This is a genomic window from Neobacillus sp. S1227, from assembly GCF_055385255.1.
The window spans coordinates 1,442,598-1,461,271 of sequence record NZ_AP038276.1 but is presented as its reverse complement, the minus strand read 5'-3'; the positions used below and the strand labels follow the sequence as shown (position 1 = coordinate 1,461,271).

The window sequence follows — 18,674 nt, the reverse complement described above, 5'->3', positions numbered from 1 at the left end:
AGGATTGTCTGCATTGCTTTCTAATATCGGCAAAACCACATCCCTACGCTAGCGTTAACTAACAGGTTCATAGGGTCAGAACTCGAACGTTCACTCTCAGCCGCTTATGCGCAGCTCCCCCTGTGGACTATTTACTTGTTTACATAACGAATGATACTACTGTTTAAAAGGTTTGACAAGGAAAATATTACAAATGTATATCCCGCCCTATTTTTCACAAACACAGCCCAAATCTAATTTGCATAGTATATAGAAAAAAACTTTCAGGAGTTTCGCCCTATGTTTACTTTAAAGGTTGATCATGAAATTGAGCTTCTTGTCTTTCAACGCCAGCATGCATTACAGCTTTATCAGCTTGTCGAGGAGAACCGTGACCATTTGCGAACATGGCTTCCCTGGGTCGATAGCATGACCACTCCCTATCAATTTGAATCTGTGATCCCCCATTGGCTGAATCAATTGGCAGAGGGCAGCGCCTGCAACCTTGGCATCCTTTATAAAGGAAAGCTTGTTGGGTCAATAGGACTTCATCAAATTGACTGGTACAATAAAATGGCCAGCATCGGTTATTATTTAGCGAAGGATGCAGAAGGTCATGGGATAATGATCCGCTCCGTTCATGCTGTGCTTAATTATGCATTTTTAGATTTAGGCTTAAACCGGATTGAAATCCGCTGTGGCGTAAAGAACACCAGAAGCCGTGCTATTCCCGAAAAACTAAGATTCCGAAAAGAAGGTATATTAAGGGACGGAGAACAGTTAAACGGTTATTTTCATGATATTATCGTATACAGTATGCTCGCCCGCGAATGGCAGCAGCCCCCCAATTATTAATCGCCTCTCACCAGCTGCCAGACGGCAGCTTTTTTATTAGTTTTTTCATTAATTTGCTCAAGAAGCATTTTTTTGAAATAATAAAACTATACACAAATACGTGAAGGCCAAAAGAAGAATAAGATTATTTTGTAAGTGAGGTGGCATACCTTACGCATCGTAAGGTCCCCAATGATTTGGATAAATATCTTGATAATAGCTCTGCTCATACTGTTTACTGCATTTTTTGTCGCATCCGAATTTGCAATCGTCAGAGTACGGACAACCAGAATTGACCAATTGGTTGCCGAAGGAAATAAAAGAGCCCAAGCCGCCAAGAAAGTCATTTCTAATTTAGATGGATATTTATCGGCCACTCAGGTCGGCATTACGATTATTTCCTTAATATTAGGTTGGCTTGGTGAGCCAACAATCCGAGAGCTGTTAAAACCTATTTTTGAATGGCTGGAAGTCCCGGCTTCCCTAAGCCACATTATTTCCGTTATTATTTCGTTTATTGTCATCACCTTTGTCCATGTTGTCATTGGTGAATTATCGCCAAAAACGTTTGCCATTCAAAAGTCGGAGGAAATTATCCTCCGTGTTGCCAAGCCGATGATTTTGTTTTACAAGCTGATGTACCCGTTTATCTGGGCGTTAAACCGGTCCGCCCGTTTTGTTACCGGACTGTTTGGGATTAGGCCGGCCTCGGAGAGTGATATCGTCCTTTCCGAAGAAGAGTTACGGCTAATCTTATCGCAGAGCTATGAGAGCGGCGAAATTAACCAATCGGAATATAGCTACATGAATCGGATCTTTGAATTTGATGATCGCATCGCAAAGGAAATTATGGTGCCGCGGACGGAGGTCATCACCTTTTCCAAAGATGCCTCTCTTAATGAAATTATTGAAACTGTCCAGGAAGAAGGATACACCCGTTATCCCGTCATCGATGGGGATAAGGATAACATTTTAGGTGTTGTCAATATCAAGGAGGTGCTGACCGACTGCATCCAGCAGAAATGCAGCGGCGAAGAACCGCTTGCTACCTACATAAAACCTGTTATTCATGTGATTGAAACGATCCCCATTAAGGAACTTTTAGTAAAGCTGCAAAAAAACCGCTCCCATATGGCAGTTCTATCCGATGAATATGGCGGCACAGCCGGGGTTGTAACGGTCGAGGATATTTTAGAGGAAATCGTCGGGGAAATCCGGGATGAGTTTGATTTGGACGAAGTACCCCTTATCCAGAAAAAGGGGGAAAATCATTTTATTTTAGATGGAAAAGTTCTCATCAGCGAGGTCAACGACATTTTAGGTACCACACTCGAGGATGATGATGTTGATACCATCGGCGGATGGTTTTTGACCCAGAAATTTGATGTCCAAAAAGGCGATACACTCGAAAGAGATGGCTTCATCTTTCAAATCAAAGAAATCGACGGCCATCATATCGGCTATATCGAAGTATCAAAATTACCAGCGTCTTCCGAATAAGGGGGGACGTCTTTTTATTTTTCAAATATTTTGACATTTGTATTCATATTACCTATAATTTTCCATAAAATATAGTTAACAATGCCTATAATAACCGAAACGTTTGACTGTATGGTTTAAATTCTCTATAATATTGTTAATTTATATATATGTCGAGGTGGTATGATGGGGCTGTTTATCGAATTGGCGAATTAGCGGAAAGAGCAATGGTTTCCAAGAGAACAATTGATTACTACACGTCTATTGGACTGCTCAAAGCAGATCGATCTAAGTCCAATTACCGCATCTATACGGAAGAATCATTACATGATTTAAAATTTATCGAAGAATGCAAGAGTTTGCATTATCCATTAGACGAGATTAGAAGAAAACTAGAAATGCGCAAAGCAGCAGGCAGCATTCAGGCTTCAGAAGTGGAAAAACATGTGTCTAAGCTGACCCAGCAAATGCTCAAGCTTCACAATGATTTATTTGACATCATCCCATATATTGAAAAATTGGATGAAAAGCAAAAAGAAACGCTGACGAATAACCTAAGTCTGCTTAGAACCGCATTATTGAAATCGCTTTTAAAGGTTTCAAGCTAATCTTTGAAAATACCAGGAGGTGACTACCTTACTCGTCTAAACAACGAGTTAAGGGAACTTATTTGGACATATTTAATTTGGTTTTAATAGCCATTTTAATAGCATTAACTGCTTTTTTTGTAACTTCAGAGTTTGCGATTGTGAAGATTAGAAGTTCAAGAATCGATCAGTTAATCGAAGAAGGAAGTTCGAAGGCCGTTTCAGCAAAAAGAGTAATTTCAAATTTAGATGAATATCTTTCTGCCTGCCAGCTTGGGATTACGATCACGGCTCTTGGATTAGGTTGGATTGGGGAATCAACGATTGAACATTTGCTTGGTCCTCTCTTTGTTTCCATTAATATTCCCGATAATGCTGTAAAAATATTATCCATTTCGATCGCATTTGCAACGATCACATTTTTACATGTCGTAATCGGAGAACTTGCGCCTAAAACATTGGCCATTCAAAAAGCAGAATGGATTACCCTTAAGGTAGCTCGCCCGCTCATTCTTTTCTATAAAGTAATGTACCCATTTATTTGGGTACTGAATGGGTCTGCTCGAATCGTTTCGAGAATCTTTGGGCTTAAACCTGTTTCCGAAAATGAAATTGCTCATACTGAGGAAGAACTTCGAATTATCTTATCGGAAAGCTATAAAAGTGGCGAAATTAACCAATCAGAGTTCAAGTATGTAAATAAAATATTTGATTTTGATAATCGAATCGCAAAAGAAATAATGGTACCGCGAACCGAAATCGTCTCATTGTCTAAGGATGATTCACTTGAGATCTTTTTAACAACGATCCGGGAAGAGAAATTCACCAGATACCCTGTTATTGATGGGGATAAGGACCATATCGTCGGGATTGTCAATGCCAAGGAAGTCATGACTGATTTTATTGGAAACGAACAGTTTTCGGCTCAAACCCTTGAGGGCTTCATCCGCCCTATCATTCGAGTGATTGAAACGATTCCTATCCACGATTTGCTTGTTAAAATGCAAAAAGAGCGGATGCATATGGCAGTTTTAATGGATGAATACGGTGGAACTTCAGGTCTGGTAACGGTAGAAGATATCCTTGAAGAAATTGTCGGGGAAATTCGCGATGAATTCGATATGGATGAAATTCCTGAGATTCGTAAAATAAATGAGAATCATTACATTATCGATTCAAAGGTCTTGGTAAGCGAAGTCAACGATTTATTGGGCGTTGAAATTAATGACGAAGATGTTGATACCATCGGCGGCTGGATTTTAACCGAGAATTACGATGCCAAAGAAGGCGACATTATTGCCCATGAAATGTACACCTTTAAAATTATTGAAATGGAAGACCATCATATTAAATATATAGAAGTCATGAAAAGTATAAACGACGGAGAACCAACAAACCTCAAGCAGGTGTCTTTATCCAACTCAGAGGTTCTTTACTAACATATTTAAACAAACCTGAAAAAAGGTTTGTTTTTTTTGTCCTTTAAATCAGGACAATTGACTATTCCAAGATTTGTCTTGCCTGCATATCCTGCTATCAAGGAGGGGATGAAATTGAACCAAACAGCTATTCTTTTCTTGGCCTGTATTTTGGCTGGCTTCGCCTTAGTTAAAATGCCGACCATTTCATTTTTAGCTGGCCTGTCATCATTATTTCATGTTATCGGTGCACTTGCCATTCTTATCTTCGCGCTTGCAACACTTTACCTTGGTGTTAAAGCTTTCTTCAAAAAGCTGTAAGCGCATTCGCCTCTGGATAGAAAAAGACCAGGTGTCCCTGGTCTTTTTTTATTTTGACCTTAAAATCATAGTTTCCTCTTCTACTTTCGCAATTTTTATAAGGTGGGAATCAAGGCGGCGATTGATATGCTGGATATCATTTTTTTGCGATTCCTCGATCCGTTCTAAAACTTCTTTAATATCGGATAAATCGATTTGGTTAACTGCGACGCGATGTTCTATACTATCCATTTTCTCTAATCTTGAAAGTCTTTGTTCAATGTTTTCTAAAGTTTTGTTAAATGTATTTATTAGTGACTTCATGTCGTTTACGTTCTCATTTAATTTCTCAAATTGCTTTTCCACCAACAACATCCCCTTTCATGTGGTTATCATATCACCATTTTCACCATAAAGATGTTACAAAAACAGTAACTCTATAATCAAATGGATAAAAATGAACATTTTATTACATTTAACCTTTAACATAGCTTCATGTGAATATTATCATAGGCAATTTCCAAGAAAAAAACGTAACCTTTTAGTAAAGATAATTCTTTCGGATTGTAACCTCATTAGAAAAGGTTGGTGTTTGGAACATGTTAATTTCTATTGATGAAAAAGCAGTAACATGGTTTGCAGGAGAATTCGAATTCACAAGGCCCTTTAGCATTCGTCTGTTCCCGCAATATGCCGGCTTTGGAGAAAAGCACAAAGGCTATTGTCTTGCATTTTCAATTGAAACACCAGCAAACTCTGCGTTCTCCAAAGAAGTTAATGGAATGAACTTCTATATAGAAGAAAATGATTTATGGTTTTTTGAAGATACCGAAACCTATTTATCCGTTAATGATTTCCTTAAAGAGTTACAGGTGACATACAAGGAAGAAAATTTCGTTAATTAATCTCCTGAAATGTTTTCGGGTATCCAGCCAATTGGATACCTTTTTGTTTTTTATCCAAAACCCTCGACATTATCTCCAAGAAATGGCAGAATTTTATAAGATGGATTATCAAATTTTGAAAGATATTATAATACAACCAGATAAAATAAGGGGGACATGGACATATTAATTTACACGATCTTAGGTATTGGAATAGTCGCAGCCGCAATATATTTATTCTTAAAACATATTGGCCGTAAAAAGGAAGAGAAGGAACAAAAGGTTCCAGTCAATGGTAGAGCGGAGGAAGGACAATATCCGATTATTGATGCAACGTTAGAGGATATAAGAAATACCGTACGTGAATTTTCAAACAGCTTACCTAAAGGGGTATATCGAACTATACTTGTTAAAGAGGATAACAGCATCGATTTTAAACAGCTTTCCCATCTTCTTGGCGGGATTCCTGAAAGAAAATACTATATGTCGAAGGAAACTTATGACATATTCGAAGAACACGAAAAACATATCCCGAAGGAAATGGATATAGTTCAAAAAGCAGTCGACCTATATGTCAAGGAGCACAATGAATATCCGATGCTGCCGTTTGACCCGGAGCGCAGGGTAAACTATTATCAGCTAATCCAGGACAAATATTTAAAATCAGCTCCAGAAATACAATTCTATATTACTGATTTAGACGGGTTGATTACCCACAAAAAGCCCTCGAAAAAAACCTCCTCATAACCTGCGAGAAGGTTTTTTTCTTTCTTAACAAGAATAGGATTTTTTGATGGGTTTTTTTTGCTTTTTTTTCTACAATATTGAGATAATAGCATTATGACTTTATCTTTATGAAAAAATGAGGGGTAAAATAATGGTTAATAAGAAAACAAATACACGACATCTGGCCACCATTTCATTAATTATTATGGCAGCCGGATTTCTCGCTACAATTCCAATGCCGCCATCCATTTGGAGAACTGTTCTCCAAGGCGGTTTTGAAGCTGGGCTGGTAGGGGGACTAGCCGATTGGTTTGCAGTGACGGCCCTTTTTCGCCATCCTCTAGGGCTGCCAATCCCGCATACTGCACTTTTGCCAAAAAATCGCAGTAAAATTATCGCAAAAATTATCTCGATGCTGGAAAATGATTGGCTGACGAAAGAAAGTATCCAGCAGAAAATAAACGATTTCCAGTTCACTGAGAAAATTTTTTCTCTCGTCAATGAGCAAATACATGGCGATAATCTAAAAAAGAATAGCATAAAGGTTATAAAACATTTAATTAAGATGGTAAACCTGCAAAAAGTTGCCCCGGTCATTGAAAAGGAGCTAAAATCACAGCTGAATAACATAGATACAAAGCAATACCTCCCCCTCCTTATTGACCAGGTTACAGTCCGGAAATATGATGAAAAGGCACTTGATTTGGTTTTGAAGGAAATTGATGTTTGGGCCAAAAAAGATAGCACTAAATATCGGCTCGGCGGAATTGCCGTGGACATGATTGAAAATATTCCAGCCGACGGCATTATGCAGTTTGCGATCCGATCATTTAGCAATCTCGTGAATGAGGAAAAGCTCGGCAATATCATCCAGAATCTAATCATAAAGGGTGTCGATAGCTTTCGTGACCCCTATAACCAAAACAGGCAAACCCTATTGATTCACATCCACCAGAAACTTGAAAGCCTGAAAAGTGATGAAAAAATGTATGAAGAATTGGAACGACTTAAATCCCAATTGATAGTTAAATGGGAACCTGAAGAAAAAATCAACGAATTCCTGGCGAATGCTCAAGCTAAAGCACTGGACTTTGTTGAAGACCCTGCTTTCTATGATGAATATCTTCTTCCTTTCATAAAGGATGGACTAAGTGAATTCGGTTCAGATCAGGTAAAGATGGGGCAGCTTGAAGCTTGGATTAAAATGCAAATAGCCGGGTTTGTTGATAAAAACCATTCCAAAGTCGGACAACTGGTCAAAGAAAATCTTGAAAAGCTGGATAATAAAACGCTCATCTACATGATTGAAACCAATGTAGGAAAAGACTTGCAATGGATCCGTGTCAATGGAGCATTGTGTGGTTTTCTCATCGGGCTGGCACTAGTTGGAATAAAAGCGTTGTTTTAAATCTAAAGCACCTTTCTGGGTGCTTTATTTTTATTACTTTAGTATCAGAAAAAATCCGTTCACTTCCTAGAAATGATAGTTCTACATTGAAACAGTCCTACATATTTAGTACTATAGTCATTATTTTTAAGGGAGGTAGATAAGAGTATGGGTGTTAAATTTATTAAAGTTTCTGTTTGCTACTTTGTCATTGGAGTTTGCCTCGGAATGTACATGTCGATGACGGAAAACTTTAATTTTACTCCAGTTCATGTCCATATTAATTTATTAGGATGGACAGCGATGACGCTTGCCGGTCTTATTTATGTTGCCTTTCCTCAAGCCGCGGAAACCACAATGGCAAAAGTTCACTTCTGGCTTCATAATATTGCCCTTCCAGTCATGATGATCTCACTGGCACTGCTAGTTTCAGGTAATGAGTCTGCCGGTCCAGGTGTTGCTGCTGGCGGTACATTAATGGTACTCGGTATTATCCTTTTTGCCATCAATATCCTTAAGAATGTAAAAGCAAACTAATATGTTGTCATAAAACATTTTAAACAACTAAATTCCTGTATTTATATTTCGACATTCCTTTTACAATTTCAATATAAAGCGCTGCGCTTTTTTTCCGCAGCGCTTTTTAAATAAAAATTATGGTTGAAAGCTTTGAAGGCTGTCTTTTCTTATTTTCATATATTCTGCAGGAGGTTTCTTCAAATCATAATCGTAGATGGCCCCTTCCCAATCCCCATACATTGGATTCGGAAAGACGATAAACTTTTTGCCGAACTCGGCATTTAGTTTATCAACTGACTTCATCCTATCTACTGCGGATAATTGATCAAATCCTTTAAAATCGCCGAGATTATCCCCAAATAACAGGACAATATCGTAATCTTTCGCCACCTGTTCCCTCCGTTTTTCCTTGCCAATTTCTTTTTCCTGCTGTAATAAAACATGCTGCTCATCCGCTTTCGGAGCACCGACCATATGTAAATTTTTGATTGTTGCTTCCTTTTGTGCTTTCTTCCGGTTAGAAATATAGAAAATCTCCACTCCCCGTGAATCAGCATACTTTAGGAAATCCAGCGCACCTGGCAGCGGCTTTGCTTCCGCCCTGTTAAACCAATCCCCCCAATCAATCGGGTCACCTTTTCCATTCTGAACCATCCAGGCATGATATGGACTGTTGTCCAGTACCGTTTCGTCAATATCAAGCACAATAGCAGGTTTTAACCCATTCCCTCTTTCCTTATTGGTTAGAATTTCATCAAGTCTTAGTCTTCCTAGGTAGTATCCCTGATAATATAATGCTTTGGCCTCACCAGACTTTTGAAACCATAGGACTGACATGGTATTCTGCTCATATAGGCTTTCATGCGGACTTTTTTCATTCTGCGCCAATCCAAGTGTATTTGGGAAAATCAATAAATACAAAACTGCGGCAAATAACATGGTCAGTTTCCGCATCGTTCATTCCTCCTTTAAGCATATATTTTTAGTATGTGACAAAATAAAGCATTCAACCTTATCTTGTAATTTTGTAAAATAAAACAAAGAGCATCATGTAACAGAAAAGGTTTCTATAGATAAATGGAGGTCAACAAATTGGAAGGTAATCGATATGACCCTTTTAAGGCTCCCTTTGATAGTTTAGATGAGTTTGCTGATTTGATAAGTCAGGTGCTTAAATGCCCGATTACAATTGAAGATGCGAACCATCGTCTGCTTGCCTATAGCACCCATGACGAGCGAACGGATCCGGCTAGAATTTCCACCATCATTGGCCGCAGAGTACCTGAGAAGGTTATTAATCAATTATGGAAAGAAGGAACGATTCCTGCCCTTCTTAAAACCCAGGAACCAATTCGGGTAGAAAATATGGAGGATATCGGCCTTGGTCATCGGGTTGCGATTTCGATCTGGAAGCAGGATGAAGTATTAGGATTCATTTGGGCCCTTGAAACTGATCGGTCTTTGACAAACGAGGATTTTATCTTATTAAAAAATGCTGCGGACGCAGTCAAAAACAAACTCCTGCAGCTTCAGACAAGAAAAAATAAAAAGGAAGAGCGTACCCAGGAATTCTTTTGGAAACTGTTAACCCGGCATTTGAACTCTTCTAGGGAAATTATGGAGCACTTCCATTCTTTACAAATAACACCCGCTAAATTCTTTGCCGTACAGGTTTATAAACTGCCGCACAACATTACAAACAAAGAAGAGCAGGCTATTTCCTATTTATTAAAAACGACTCAGCGGGTCAAAATTTTGCTTTATGCCATTGATTGCAACCAGCTTATCTTACTGACCGCAGCTGATTATTTTGAAAACCCGATCCCAGAACTAGATCATTTTGCGAAAATGTTTGCCGCCAAATTGGATGACCGATTCGGAATTAAAGAGATTACCCCCGCCTGCAGCGGCATTTATGAGGATTATTCAAAAATCAGCAAGGCTTACGACGAGGCAAATGCAGTATTAACTGTAAAAAGCAAATTCCCTAAGGAAACAAAAAACATCATTAACTATCAAAAGCTGGGGATTTATCAGTTAGTTGATTTGCTTTTCGAAAAAAGAAGAAATGAAGAATACGAGAACTATTCCTTAAAAAAGCTTCACGAATATGATCAAAAACATAACAGCAATCTTGTCGAGACATTGGAAAGCTTCTTAAATTTTGATGACAATATAAACGATGCAGCTAAGGATTTGAATGTACACTCCAACACTTTGGCTTATCGACTAAAGCGAATTTCCGAAATTGGCGACATTAATTTTAAAGATCCTAATCAAAAAATGATGCTCTACCTTGACTTAAAGCTAATGAAATACAAGGGGATTTAAACTTTTTGTGCAAATCCCCAAAATGATAGTTAATTATTTTTCTTTCCTGACAATGAAATTCTTCCCCAATCCTTTTATACTTTATCCATAGGATTTCTGAATGAAAGTTAGGGAGGAATTTATTATATGATTATCGGGGTACCAAAAGAAATCAAGAACAATGAGAATCGAGTAGCACTTACTCCAGCAGGTGTTATTTCATTTATTAATGCTGGTCACACAGTATTAATTGAAAAGGACGCAGGAATTGGAAGCGGTTTCAGTAATGAAGCATATGAAAAAGCCGGGGCTGAAATTATCAATAGCGCAGCACAAGTTTGGACAAAAGCAGATATGATTATGAAGGTAAAAGAGCCGCTTGCAAGTGAATACCAATACTTTAGGCAAGGGCTGATTTTATTCACTTATCTGCACCTTGCTGCTGAGCCTGCTTTGGCACAAGCCCTTAAAGACAAAGGAGTCATTGCTATTGCCTATGAAACTGTATCTGTAAACAGAACACTTCCATTGCTTACGCCGATGAGTGAAGTGGCAGGCCGAATGGCTGCACAAATCGGGGCAGCATTCCTGCAAAAAAATAACGGCGGCCAAGGCATTCTTCTTGCTGGTGTACCGGGAGTGAACCGTGGAAAAGTAACCATCATTGGCGGCGGTGTTGTTGGAACAAATGCCGCTAAAATGGCCATCGGCTTAGGTGCTGACGTAACGATTATTGATTTAAGTGCTGACCGCCTTCGCCAGCTTGATGATATTTTCGGAAATCAAATAAAAACATTAATGTCCAATCCATATAATATTGCTGAAGCTGTTGCTGAAGCTGATCTGTTAATTGGGGCAGTGTTAATTCCAGGTGCAAAAGCGCCTAGGCTTGTCAAAGAAGAAATGGTTAAAGCAATGAAGCCGGGGTCAGTTATTGTTGATGTGGCAATTGACCAAGGCGGCATCGTCGAAACAATTGATCACGTAACCACCCATGATAACCCAACCTTTGAGAAGCATGGAGTTATTCACTACTCTGTTGCCAATATGCCAGGCGCGGTCCCTAGAACCTCTACAATTGCCTTAACGAATGTTACGGTTCCTTATGCCCTTCAAATTGCGGATGATGGCGTTTGTAAAGCGATTTCGGAAAACCCAGCATTGAAACTTGGCGTAAATGTAGCAAACGGAGAAATCACTTACGAAGCAGTTGCCCACGATTTGGGATATGCTTATGTACCAGTTGAAATTGCATTGGAAAAGGAACTTTCTTCTAATTAATCATTCGCCTGATTACAAAAAGGAAATCCCATTTAAACTTACGGGATTTCCTTTTTCACTTTTCCATATACACTGGGTCTGCCAATAGAGTGATATTCGATTGGATATTTTTCAATGATATCAAGCTGAAAGCAATTTCTCCCATCAAAAACAACCGGCTGTTTCATGAGTTCAGAAAAAGTGGTTAAGTTAATCGTTTTAATTTCCTCCCAATCCGTTACGATCAAAGCCAAATCAGCCCCCTTAAGTGCCTCATTTAGTGAATTTGTATAGGAGATGAGCTCCCCTAATTCCAATTTGGCATTCTCTGTTGACACAGGATCAAAGGCAATGACAGATGCCTCCTTCTTCACCAACTGCCTAGCCAGCTTGATTGCAGCACTCTCACGGACATCATCTGTATCAGGTTTAAAGGCAAGTCCTAATATCGCAGCTCTCTTCCCTTTTAAATTAGGAAATCTGGTCTGTGCCTTTTGAAATAGTCGTAATTCCTGCCTTCGATTAATTTGTAATGCTTCCTCCAGCAGTTTGTTTGGCTCTCCTGCTTTTTTGGTCATATTAACTAGTGCCTCGGTATCTTTCGGAAGACATGAACCGCCAAAACCGATGCCGGCATTTAAAAACGACATCCCAATCCGATTGTCCATCCCCATTCCCACTGCAACATCTTCAATATTCCCTCCGATTTGTTCGCAGTAATTGGACAGGGAGTTCACATAACTAATTTTCAAGGCCAAAAATGCATTTGCAGCAACCTTAATTAATTCGGCACTGCTTGTATCTGTTTTCATAATCGGAATGCCAAATGGCTTATATAAATCCTCTAAGCAATTTAAGGCATACTCACTCTCCGAACCGATAATAATCCTGTCCCCATGAAACATATCGTAAATAGCTGAACCTTGACGAAGAAACTCCGGGTTGGCCGCAATATGGAAATTGAGTTTTTGGGGAATAGTTAACTTGATCCATTCCTTAATCTTTTCACTAGTTCCTGCAGGCACGGTACTTTTCGTTACAATAATGACATTGGGACGAACAATGGATTGGCCGATTTCGATTGAGACTTGGTTAATATATTGTAAATCTAACAATCCATCTATTGTTTTCGGCGTTCCCACAGTAATGATAATTATTTCTGCATCCTTATAGCCCTCAGTAGAACTGTCCGTAAATGAAATCCTGCCCGCCTCCAAATTTCTCTTTAGCATCTCTTCCAAGCAAGGTTCATAAATCGTTGATTTTCCTTTTTTGAGGATTTCAATTTTAGCCGATTCTTTATCAACACAAATGACCGAATGACCAACTTCTGCTAAACAAACCCCTGTGACCAGCCCAGCATATCCTGTTCCTGCGATTGCAACTTTTTTCAATGCTTAAGTCCTTTCTATTACATCAATTAATGGTCGATCCATTTATATAAGGTTATTTCATTATAAACTGGGTCATAAAGCTCTTGAGACTTGAAGCTCTTTAGCTTTTTTATTTTCCCCTTAACCGAACCCCCCTGTGAAACAAACCCTTTTACTACTTTGTCCGTCAGCAGCACCGTTCTTCCTTGATAGTATTTTGTTTCCATTTGAAATAATTGGTACGTGTTAATCCTTTTGTGGGTGTACGGTGCATGTAAATACTCCAATACCCTTGTTTCCTCCCATGTGTAAAGAATAATCGGTTCATTCATTTTTTCAATATACGCGTTCATTTGATAAACGGCAGGCAGTTCAGCCGCTTCCGCTTTTAATAACTTAACACTTTTTACTGTTTGAAATCCAAGCAAAATAACGGCTAAGACAATGATGAACCAGGGAATCCTTTTTGCGAAAAGCTGAATACACAGATAGAAAATAAGCAGTACCGCAAGCGGGAGAATGTGTCTGGGTTTCTCAATATTTTGTGCCAGTAGTGCCCAAAAAAAATAACTGAAAAACAACAGATAAATTACATTCACAAAAGGCTTTCTTGCCTCATGCTCTTTTTTGGGTATCCTGCTAACTCCTAACTTTATAAACAAGCTAAGATAAATAACAGCAATTATGTACTCTTTTGCGGCAATACCTGTCCAAAAAATATTATCCCATAAAAATATCGATAATCTCTTCAATAAACTAATTTCAGATGTTTCGACTGCTCCGCCCCAATCTGTGAAATGTCCACTTGTAAAGGCTAAAGAAAGCTTAATAAAACCTATAAGGCTTCCTTCTGAGATAATCAGAGCGACACCCCAGCAGGCTTGAAAGACAAGCCCAAATAGGGCATAATAACTTGCCTCTTTTAATGTTAGATTCCCATTTTTCCATTTCCAATAAAACAAAAAACAGATGACCAATGCAAAGGGCAGATAGGAAAGACGGATACCTAGCATGATACTTAAAATGCCTAATGGCAATAGTATAAATGAGGAATTGTTTCTTTCCATAGCTAGAGAAATACTCCAAACATACCACCAAAATACAGCAAGCGCTGCCCCTTCAGACATCGGTTGATTGACCATGATCACAATATAGGTTTGCGAAAAAATGATGGCAGTTGCCAGCCATGAAAAGTGGACAGGTAGTAATTTTCGAAATAGCCGATAAATCGGAAAAAGCGAGCTTGCATAAGCCAGAATATTAAACATGGTCAGGGCCTCTGCTGGATTCTCTAAAAAAGGATAAAGGATTTTCCCCCCCATTATAAAGAAGGGATATCCTGGAAAATGTGGCTGCATAGCCATTAAATCAAAACGAATCACTGCCAGGGAAAAATCAACCTGATCCCATGTTGAGGCGAATGGATTTAAAAAATAAAGCTGGGAGGCAATCACAATGATGATCGTTACCATGCTTATTGCAATTAGAAATCCACGATTGAATCCTGCTAACTTCATATAATCACCTGCTTTTGGTAAGAGAAAAAGTACAAGGCGCCCGCCTTGTACTTCTGAGTTTCGCTGAACTATTTTGCCTGTGGTTTAAGCAGCTTGGCTGATTGGGTTTTTTCTTCCTTTTTTGCTTTTGCCGGAACATTTTTTGAGGAAGTAAGCAATAAAATAACGACAAAATAACCAATATAGGCAAGTACCTCTTCAATCGAAGGCATCGATGAATAGCCGAATAATGCCTTTAAAAAGATGCCAATATCCCCAGAAAGGAGCGGCGCAGTACCATGATCACGGAGGTAATGGCTATAATCAATCGGATGCTCAGGTAAAAACCAAGTAAGGTCATATACATGTGGAATGACACTGCCGATAATGTTTAAATCCTGCATCATCGAAATCGCCTGTACCAATAACCCTGCGGAAATTAAAATAATAAATGCACCAGTTAGTTTAAAGAAAGTGCTTAATGGAATTTTCATTGTTCCTTTAAAGAAGAAATACGAGACAATTGCGGCGATGATCACCCCGGTTATTGCACCCCAGCCCTGCATTGCAGCGCCAATATTACCGCCGGTAATCGCAGCAAAGAAAAATACTGTTTCAATTCCTTCACGAAGGACGACGAGAAAGGAATGGATGACCATGCCAACAACGTTGCCAGTGGTAATAAACTTACTCATTTTCCCTTCCATGTTCCCTTTTAAATCACGAGCATGACTGGCCATCCAAAACACCATTTGCGTGAGGAGGACGGTTGAAACTAGCATAATCCCGATTTTAAGATACATCTCGCTTCCCATTGCCGCAAATCCAGTAAACACGACCTGGAATAACAGAGCCGCCCCAAAGCTCGCCAGGACGGCAAGGCCTGCTCCCAACCAGACATATTTTGTGTATTGCTTTTGGTTTACTCTTTTTAAATAGGTCGTAATAATCCCGACAATGAGCAATGCCTCTAAAACTTCCCGAAATGTAATCAGCAGCGCTTGAATTTCCACAGCCGACTCTCCTCTCTCCAAAGGTGTCTTTTCGTTTTTATTTTCTTCTTCTTCTGACAACAAATATGACAACTGCAATAATCACTGCAGCAATTAAGACCAGCGGAATCCAATTTCGAATATTCGAAACATCTGTCCAATCCTTTTTGCCACCGGCATTAGATTCTGTCGCACTCTCAGAAAAATGTCCTACATCAAGGCTTTTTATTTTAAATTCTGTTTTTAAAGTATCCAAAATCTCATCTTTATTTTGCTTAAAGGAATCCAGACTAGCTTCCTTTTTCCCTACCCCAAACAAACCAGGGTTCCCCAATGCTTGAAGTGCCTCATCAAAATCCGCTCGGATTTTCTTATCGTTTTCCGGATGCTCAGCTTCAACCTTTGGTGATAATGCTTCATATGTAGCAAATCCTTTAGCAAGGAGTCTTTTCGTAGTCTCATACTCTGAAAAATTACTTTCAATATTATCAAGGCGTCTCGCGATATTTAAGACAAGAAGCTTTTCCATATTATCGGTTAGCGCCTGTTTATCTTCATCAGCCAAGTTTTTCAGAATAAGCTTTGAGGGCTCAGGCCCCATGTGCATATCAATTTCTTCTTGAACAGATTCATAAGACTTTTTGGCAGCTGTATAGTTTGGAGGATTCTCATCAAGCTTTACAAGCATTTGTTTGTATACTTCAGCAACCTTCTCTTCGTTGGGGTCACCGTAGGAATAAGCTTCCACCCCGTGAATGGAAAGGGCATTCATGATTAAAAAAGTAATGAAAAACAATACTGAAAATTTCTTCATTAAAAAATTTCCTCCTCCATTGATAATGATAATGATTATCATCCTCGCTGTCAATCCACAAAATTAGAAATTCACATAAATAACATATTTATAATACTTATTAATCCTTCTTATTATTCATTAACGGAAAAACACTGCCTTGTTCAAGATAAACCCTTCTCTTTCTAACAGGTCTTGTCATCTCTTTGATAATGGCCGGCAGGACTGAGGTCATATAGGCCCTAAACTTAATAAATGATTCTCCTGCTTTTCGAACCTGATAATGAATCGGAATTTCTTTCATTCGAAATCCTTTCCTTATTAAATTTAATGTAAGCACTTGGGCATAGTTATAATCATGAATGATTTCAGCCTCCAGCATTGCCTGTCTAGAGAAAGCCCGCATGCCGGATTGACCATCATAGATCCATTTCCGAAGTAAGAGTGCTTGAAGCAGCGTAAAACAATAATTTCCAAGTCTCCGGTTCCACTTCATCCCCTTAATTGTTCCCATGAACCGTGACCCCATAACATAGTCGCTAGTTCCAGTTAGGATGGGCTCAATTAATTCAGGAATCTGCTCAGCAGGATACTCATTATCCGCATCAATCATGACACCGATATCCGCCTTTTTCTCTACACAAAGCTCCAATCCTTTTCGAACAGCTGCCCCTAATCCTTGATTCTTTTCAAATGTATAGATATGATCTGCTCCAGCCCTTAGAGATTGTTCAACCGTTTGATCACTGGAGCCGTCATTGACAACTAAAACTTCTACTTGCACACGTGGATTAAAATCTCTAGGTATCTTTTTAATAACCGCCGCAATTGACTCTTCCTCATTATGAGCTGGAAGAAATACGATCACCTTTTGCTGCATCATTTATTAATACTTCCTTCCTAATTGCTTCGTTTAATACTGGCCCACGGGCTTTATTTGGAAACGGCGCCCCTAATAAATAGGAAATGGTTGAAGCAAGGGAAACAAGACTATGCTTTTCTTCGACAACCTTTCCACTCTCAATCGCCTGACCGTACATGAAAAATGGTACGAACCGTTCACCTTCATCGAGGTGACCGTGACCGCCAATGCCATCCGCCTGGCCATGATCCGCACAAACGATGAACGTGTAATTTTTCAGCATTCCTTTTTCCTTCAGCCAATCAAAATACTCCTTGACTAGCGCATCGGCTTCCTCAATCTTTTGAATATATTCCTCGTATAATACTCCCCGGCTGTGGCCGGTTTGGTCGGTACTGATTAACTGGACTATTTGCAAATCAGGATTTTTTTCCTCCATAATCAACTTTGCCCTCTCGATAATTTTTCGATCGACAACATCGTTATGCATGACCGCCGTGAAGGTATCAACATCACTGCCAAACGAATCAACCAGATGGGCCACTGCCAAAAGAGATCCCTTTTTACTAACCTTTCTTAAACTATCAAAAACACTTTCAACTTTAATTCCCAGCTTCCACACCATATTTGATTTAATCCCATGTTCAAATGGATAGGTTCCGGTAAACATAGACGAAAAACAAACAACGGTTCGAGCAGGGTAGACCGTTTCCATCCGGGCATACTCTGTTCCATTTTTCCTTAAAAAATCAAGAAACGGCGTATTCGCTTCCTCAAACCGTTCCTTTCTCATCCCGTCAATGACCATCACAATAACTTTTTGATTAATTGCCCTTGTTGTTGCCACAACATTAGAGGTGTAGGTTGGAATAACCTTTGGTTTCCAATCAAAAAGATTTTTGTGAAGAATCCATGAAAAAAGAAGGACTCCTACATAAAACAGGATAAGCTGTCCGATTTCAGCCACTGACCATGTATGTTCCGAAATCGAAAAATTCCATAGTGATAATAACAAAAGAAACTTTGGCAGCTGTTCCTGAGCATTGCCACTGGTAGAATCGCTGTTCTTCAAGACTAGCTTCCAAAAGCGAGTAAAATTAAGCCATGAGGTACCAATTCGTAAATGATAATAAAAGGTGCCCCAAAAAAAGACGGTAAAGAAGAAATATAATCCTACTGCCGTAAACAGTAATCCTAGATTCACATTGTTCCAAATAATAAGATAGGCAACTAGCGGAATCCATAAATAATTTCTTAAAAATAACGGGAAATCAAAAACGTAATAAATAACTAGCAACGGCAAAATGGCTAACAAGCCTAGCAAAAAATCGGCTAGAAAGCCGGAATTTCCGAGGTTTGTAACTGAGTAAATCGCCATTGTCCCAACTGTAAAGATTGGTGTAAAGGGCTTCCCTTCGTTTAAAAGATTCCAGCATCTTGCTGCTGCTTTTTCAAAAGATGATGCTTTTTTCATT

Annotated in this window: 19 protein-coding genes and 1 riboswitch; of the genes, 11 read left to right on the top strand and 8 right to left on the bottom strand. The window is 39.1% G+C overall.

Annotated features, from left to right (window positions below):
- Positions 1-23 precede the first annotated feature (23 nt).
- Positions 24-131: riboswitch (TPP riboswitch) on the bottom strand.
- A gap of 148 nt (positions 132-279) precedes the next feature.
- From ACZ5AE_RS07425 to ACZ5AE_RS07405, 5 genes are all read left to right on the top strand, one after another.
- Positions 280-834, top strand: coding sequence for a GNAT family N-acetyltransferase (locus ACZ5AE_RS07425; RefSeq protein WP_464570902.1), 555 nt, complete (start codon positions 280-282; stop codon positions 832-834).
- 171 nt (positions 835-1,005) lie between these two features.
- On the top strand, positions 1,006-2,313 hold the full coding sequence (locus ACZ5AE_RS07420; protein ID WP_464570900.1) for a hemolysin family protein: 1,308 nt from the start codon (positions 1,006-1,008) through the stop codon (positions 2,311-2,313).
- 149 nt (positions 2,314-2,462) lie between these two features.
- The gene (locus ACZ5AE_RS07415; RefSeq protein WP_464570898.1) at positions 2,463-2,900 is read left to right on the top strand and encodes a MerR family transcriptional regulator; all 438 of its coding nucleotides are present in this window, start codon (positions 2,463-2,465) and stop codon (positions 2,898-2,900) included.
- Between the two features lie 62 nt (positions 2,901-2,962).
- Positions 2,963-4,318, top strand: a complete 1,356-nt coding sequence (locus ACZ5AE_RS07410; RefSeq protein ID WP_464570893.1) for a hemolysin family protein — start codon at positions 2,963-2,965, stop codon at positions 4,316-4,318.
- 114 nt (positions 4,319-4,432) lie between these two features.
- Positions 4,433-4,618 carry a hypothetical protein gene (locus tag ACZ5AE_RS07405; protein ID WP_464570891.1) on the top strand — a complete coding sequence of 62 codons (186 nt, stop codon included), beginning with the start codon at positions 4,433-4,435 and terminating at the stop codon, positions 4,616-4,618.
- Between the two features lie 48 nt (positions 4,619-4,666).
- On the opposite strand, the gene ACZ5AE_RS07400 is transcribed toward ACZ5AE_RS07405, so the two are convergent.
- Positions 4,667-4,963, bottom strand: coding sequence for a hypothetical protein (locus ACZ5AE_RS07400; protein ID WP_464570889.1), 297 nt, complete (start codon positions 4,961-4,963; stop codon positions 4,667-4,669).
- A 233-nt stretch (positions 4,964-5,196) separates the two neighbouring features.
- Here ACZ5AE_RS07400 and ACZ5AE_RS07395 point away from each other — a divergent pair, with 233 nt between their 5' ends.
- The 4 genes from ACZ5AE_RS07395 to ACZ5AE_RS07380 all read left to right on the top strand — a co-directional run bounded on the left by ACZ5AE_RS07395 (position 5,197) and on the right by ACZ5AE_RS07380 (position 8,131).
- On the top strand, positions 5,197-5,502 hold the full coding sequence (locus tag ACZ5AE_RS07395) for a HesB/YadR/YfhF family protein (RefSeq protein ID WP_464570887.1): 306 nt from the start codon (positions 5,197-5,199) through the stop codon (positions 5,500-5,502).
- A gap of 156 nt (positions 5,503-5,658) precedes the next feature.
- On the top strand, positions 5,659-6,228 hold the full coding sequence (locus tag ACZ5AE_RS07390; RefSeq protein ID WP_464570885.1) for a DUF3939 domain-containing protein: 570 nt from the start codon (positions 5,659-5,661) through the stop codon (positions 6,226-6,228).
- A gap of 130 nt (positions 6,229-6,358) precedes the next feature.
- Complete coding sequence (locus tag ACZ5AE_RS07385) at positions 6,359-7,615, top strand: DUF445 domain-containing protein (RefSeq protein ID WP_464570883.1); 1,257 nt, start codon at positions 6,359-6,361, stop codon at positions 7,613-7,615.
- A gap of 147 nt (positions 7,616-7,762) precedes the next feature.
- Positions 7,763-8,131 (top strand): cytochrome-c oxidase, encoded by a 369-nt coding sequence (locus ACZ5AE_RS07380; protein ID WP_464570881.1) that lies wholly within the window; start codon positions 7,763-7,765, stop codon positions 8,129-8,131.
- Between the two features lie 117 nt (positions 8,132-8,248).
- On the opposite strand, the gene ACZ5AE_RS07375 is transcribed toward ACZ5AE_RS07380, so the two are convergent.
- Entirely contained in the window at positions 8,249-9,067 is an 819-nt protein-coding gene (locus ACZ5AE_RS07375) for a 5'-nucleotidase, lipoprotein e(P4) family (protein WP_464570879.1), read from the bottom strand.
- A 138-nt stretch (positions 9,068-9,205) separates the two neighbouring features.
- Here ACZ5AE_RS07375 and ACZ5AE_RS07370 point away from each other — a divergent pair, with 138 nt between their 5' ends.
- Positions 9,206-10,444 carry a PucR family transcriptional regulator gene (locus ACZ5AE_RS07370; protein ID WP_464570877.1) on the top strand — a complete coding sequence of 413 codons (1,239 nt, stop codon included), beginning with the start codon at positions 9,206-9,208 and terminating at the stop codon, positions 10,442-10,444.
- A 126-nt stretch (positions 10,445-10,570) separates the two neighbouring features.
- Complete coding sequence (gene ald, locus ACZ5AE_RS07365; RefSeq protein ID WP_464570875.1) at positions 10,571-11,704, top strand: alanine dehydrogenase; 1,134 nt, start codon at positions 10,571-10,573, stop codon at positions 11,702-11,704.
- A gap of 38 nt (positions 11,705-11,742) precedes the next feature.
- On the opposite strand, the gene ACZ5AE_RS07360 is transcribed toward ald, so the two are convergent.
- The 6 genes from ACZ5AE_RS07360 to ACZ5AE_RS07335 form a co-directional block, all read right to left on the bottom strand.
- Positions 11,743-13,077, bottom strand: coding sequence for a UDP-glucose dehydrogenase family protein (locus ACZ5AE_RS07360; protein WP_464570873.1), 1,335 nt, complete (start codon positions 13,075-13,077; stop codon positions 11,743-11,745).
- 26 nt (positions 13,078-13,103) lie between these two features.
- The gene (locus ACZ5AE_RS07355; protein ID WP_464570871.1) at positions 13,104-14,573 is read right to left on the bottom strand and encodes a hypothetical protein; all 1,470 of its coding nucleotides are present in this window, start codon (positions 14,571-14,573) and stop codon (positions 13,104-13,106) included.
- Between the two features lie 68 nt (positions 14,574-14,641).
- The gene (locus ACZ5AE_RS07350) at positions 14,642-15,565 is read right to left on the bottom strand and encodes an FTR1 family iron permease (RefSeq protein WP_464570869.1); all 924 of its coding nucleotides are present in this window, start codon (positions 15,563-15,565) and stop codon (positions 14,642-14,644) included.
- 37 nt (positions 15,566-15,602) lie between these two features.
- Complete coding sequence (locus ACZ5AE_RS07345) at positions 15,603-16,358, bottom strand: hypothetical protein (RefSeq protein ID WP_464570867.1); 756 nt, start codon at positions 16,356-16,358, stop codon at positions 15,603-15,605.
- Between the two features lie 100 nt (positions 16,359-16,458).
- The gene (locus tag ACZ5AE_RS07340) at positions 16,459-17,220 is read right to left on the bottom strand and encodes a glycosyltransferase family 2 protein (protein ID WP_464570865.1); all 762 of its coding nucleotides are present in this window, start codon (positions 17,218-17,220) and stop codon (positions 16,459-16,461) included.
- Complete coding sequence (locus ACZ5AE_RS07335; protein WP_464570863.1) at positions 17,180-18,673, bottom strand: alkaline phosphatase family protein; 1,494 nt, start codon at positions 18,671-18,673, stop codon at positions 17,180-17,182. Before ACZ5AE_RS07335 ends, ACZ5AE_RS07340 begins: the two co-directional genes overlap by 41 nt.
- Position 18,674 lies beyond the last annotated feature (1 nt).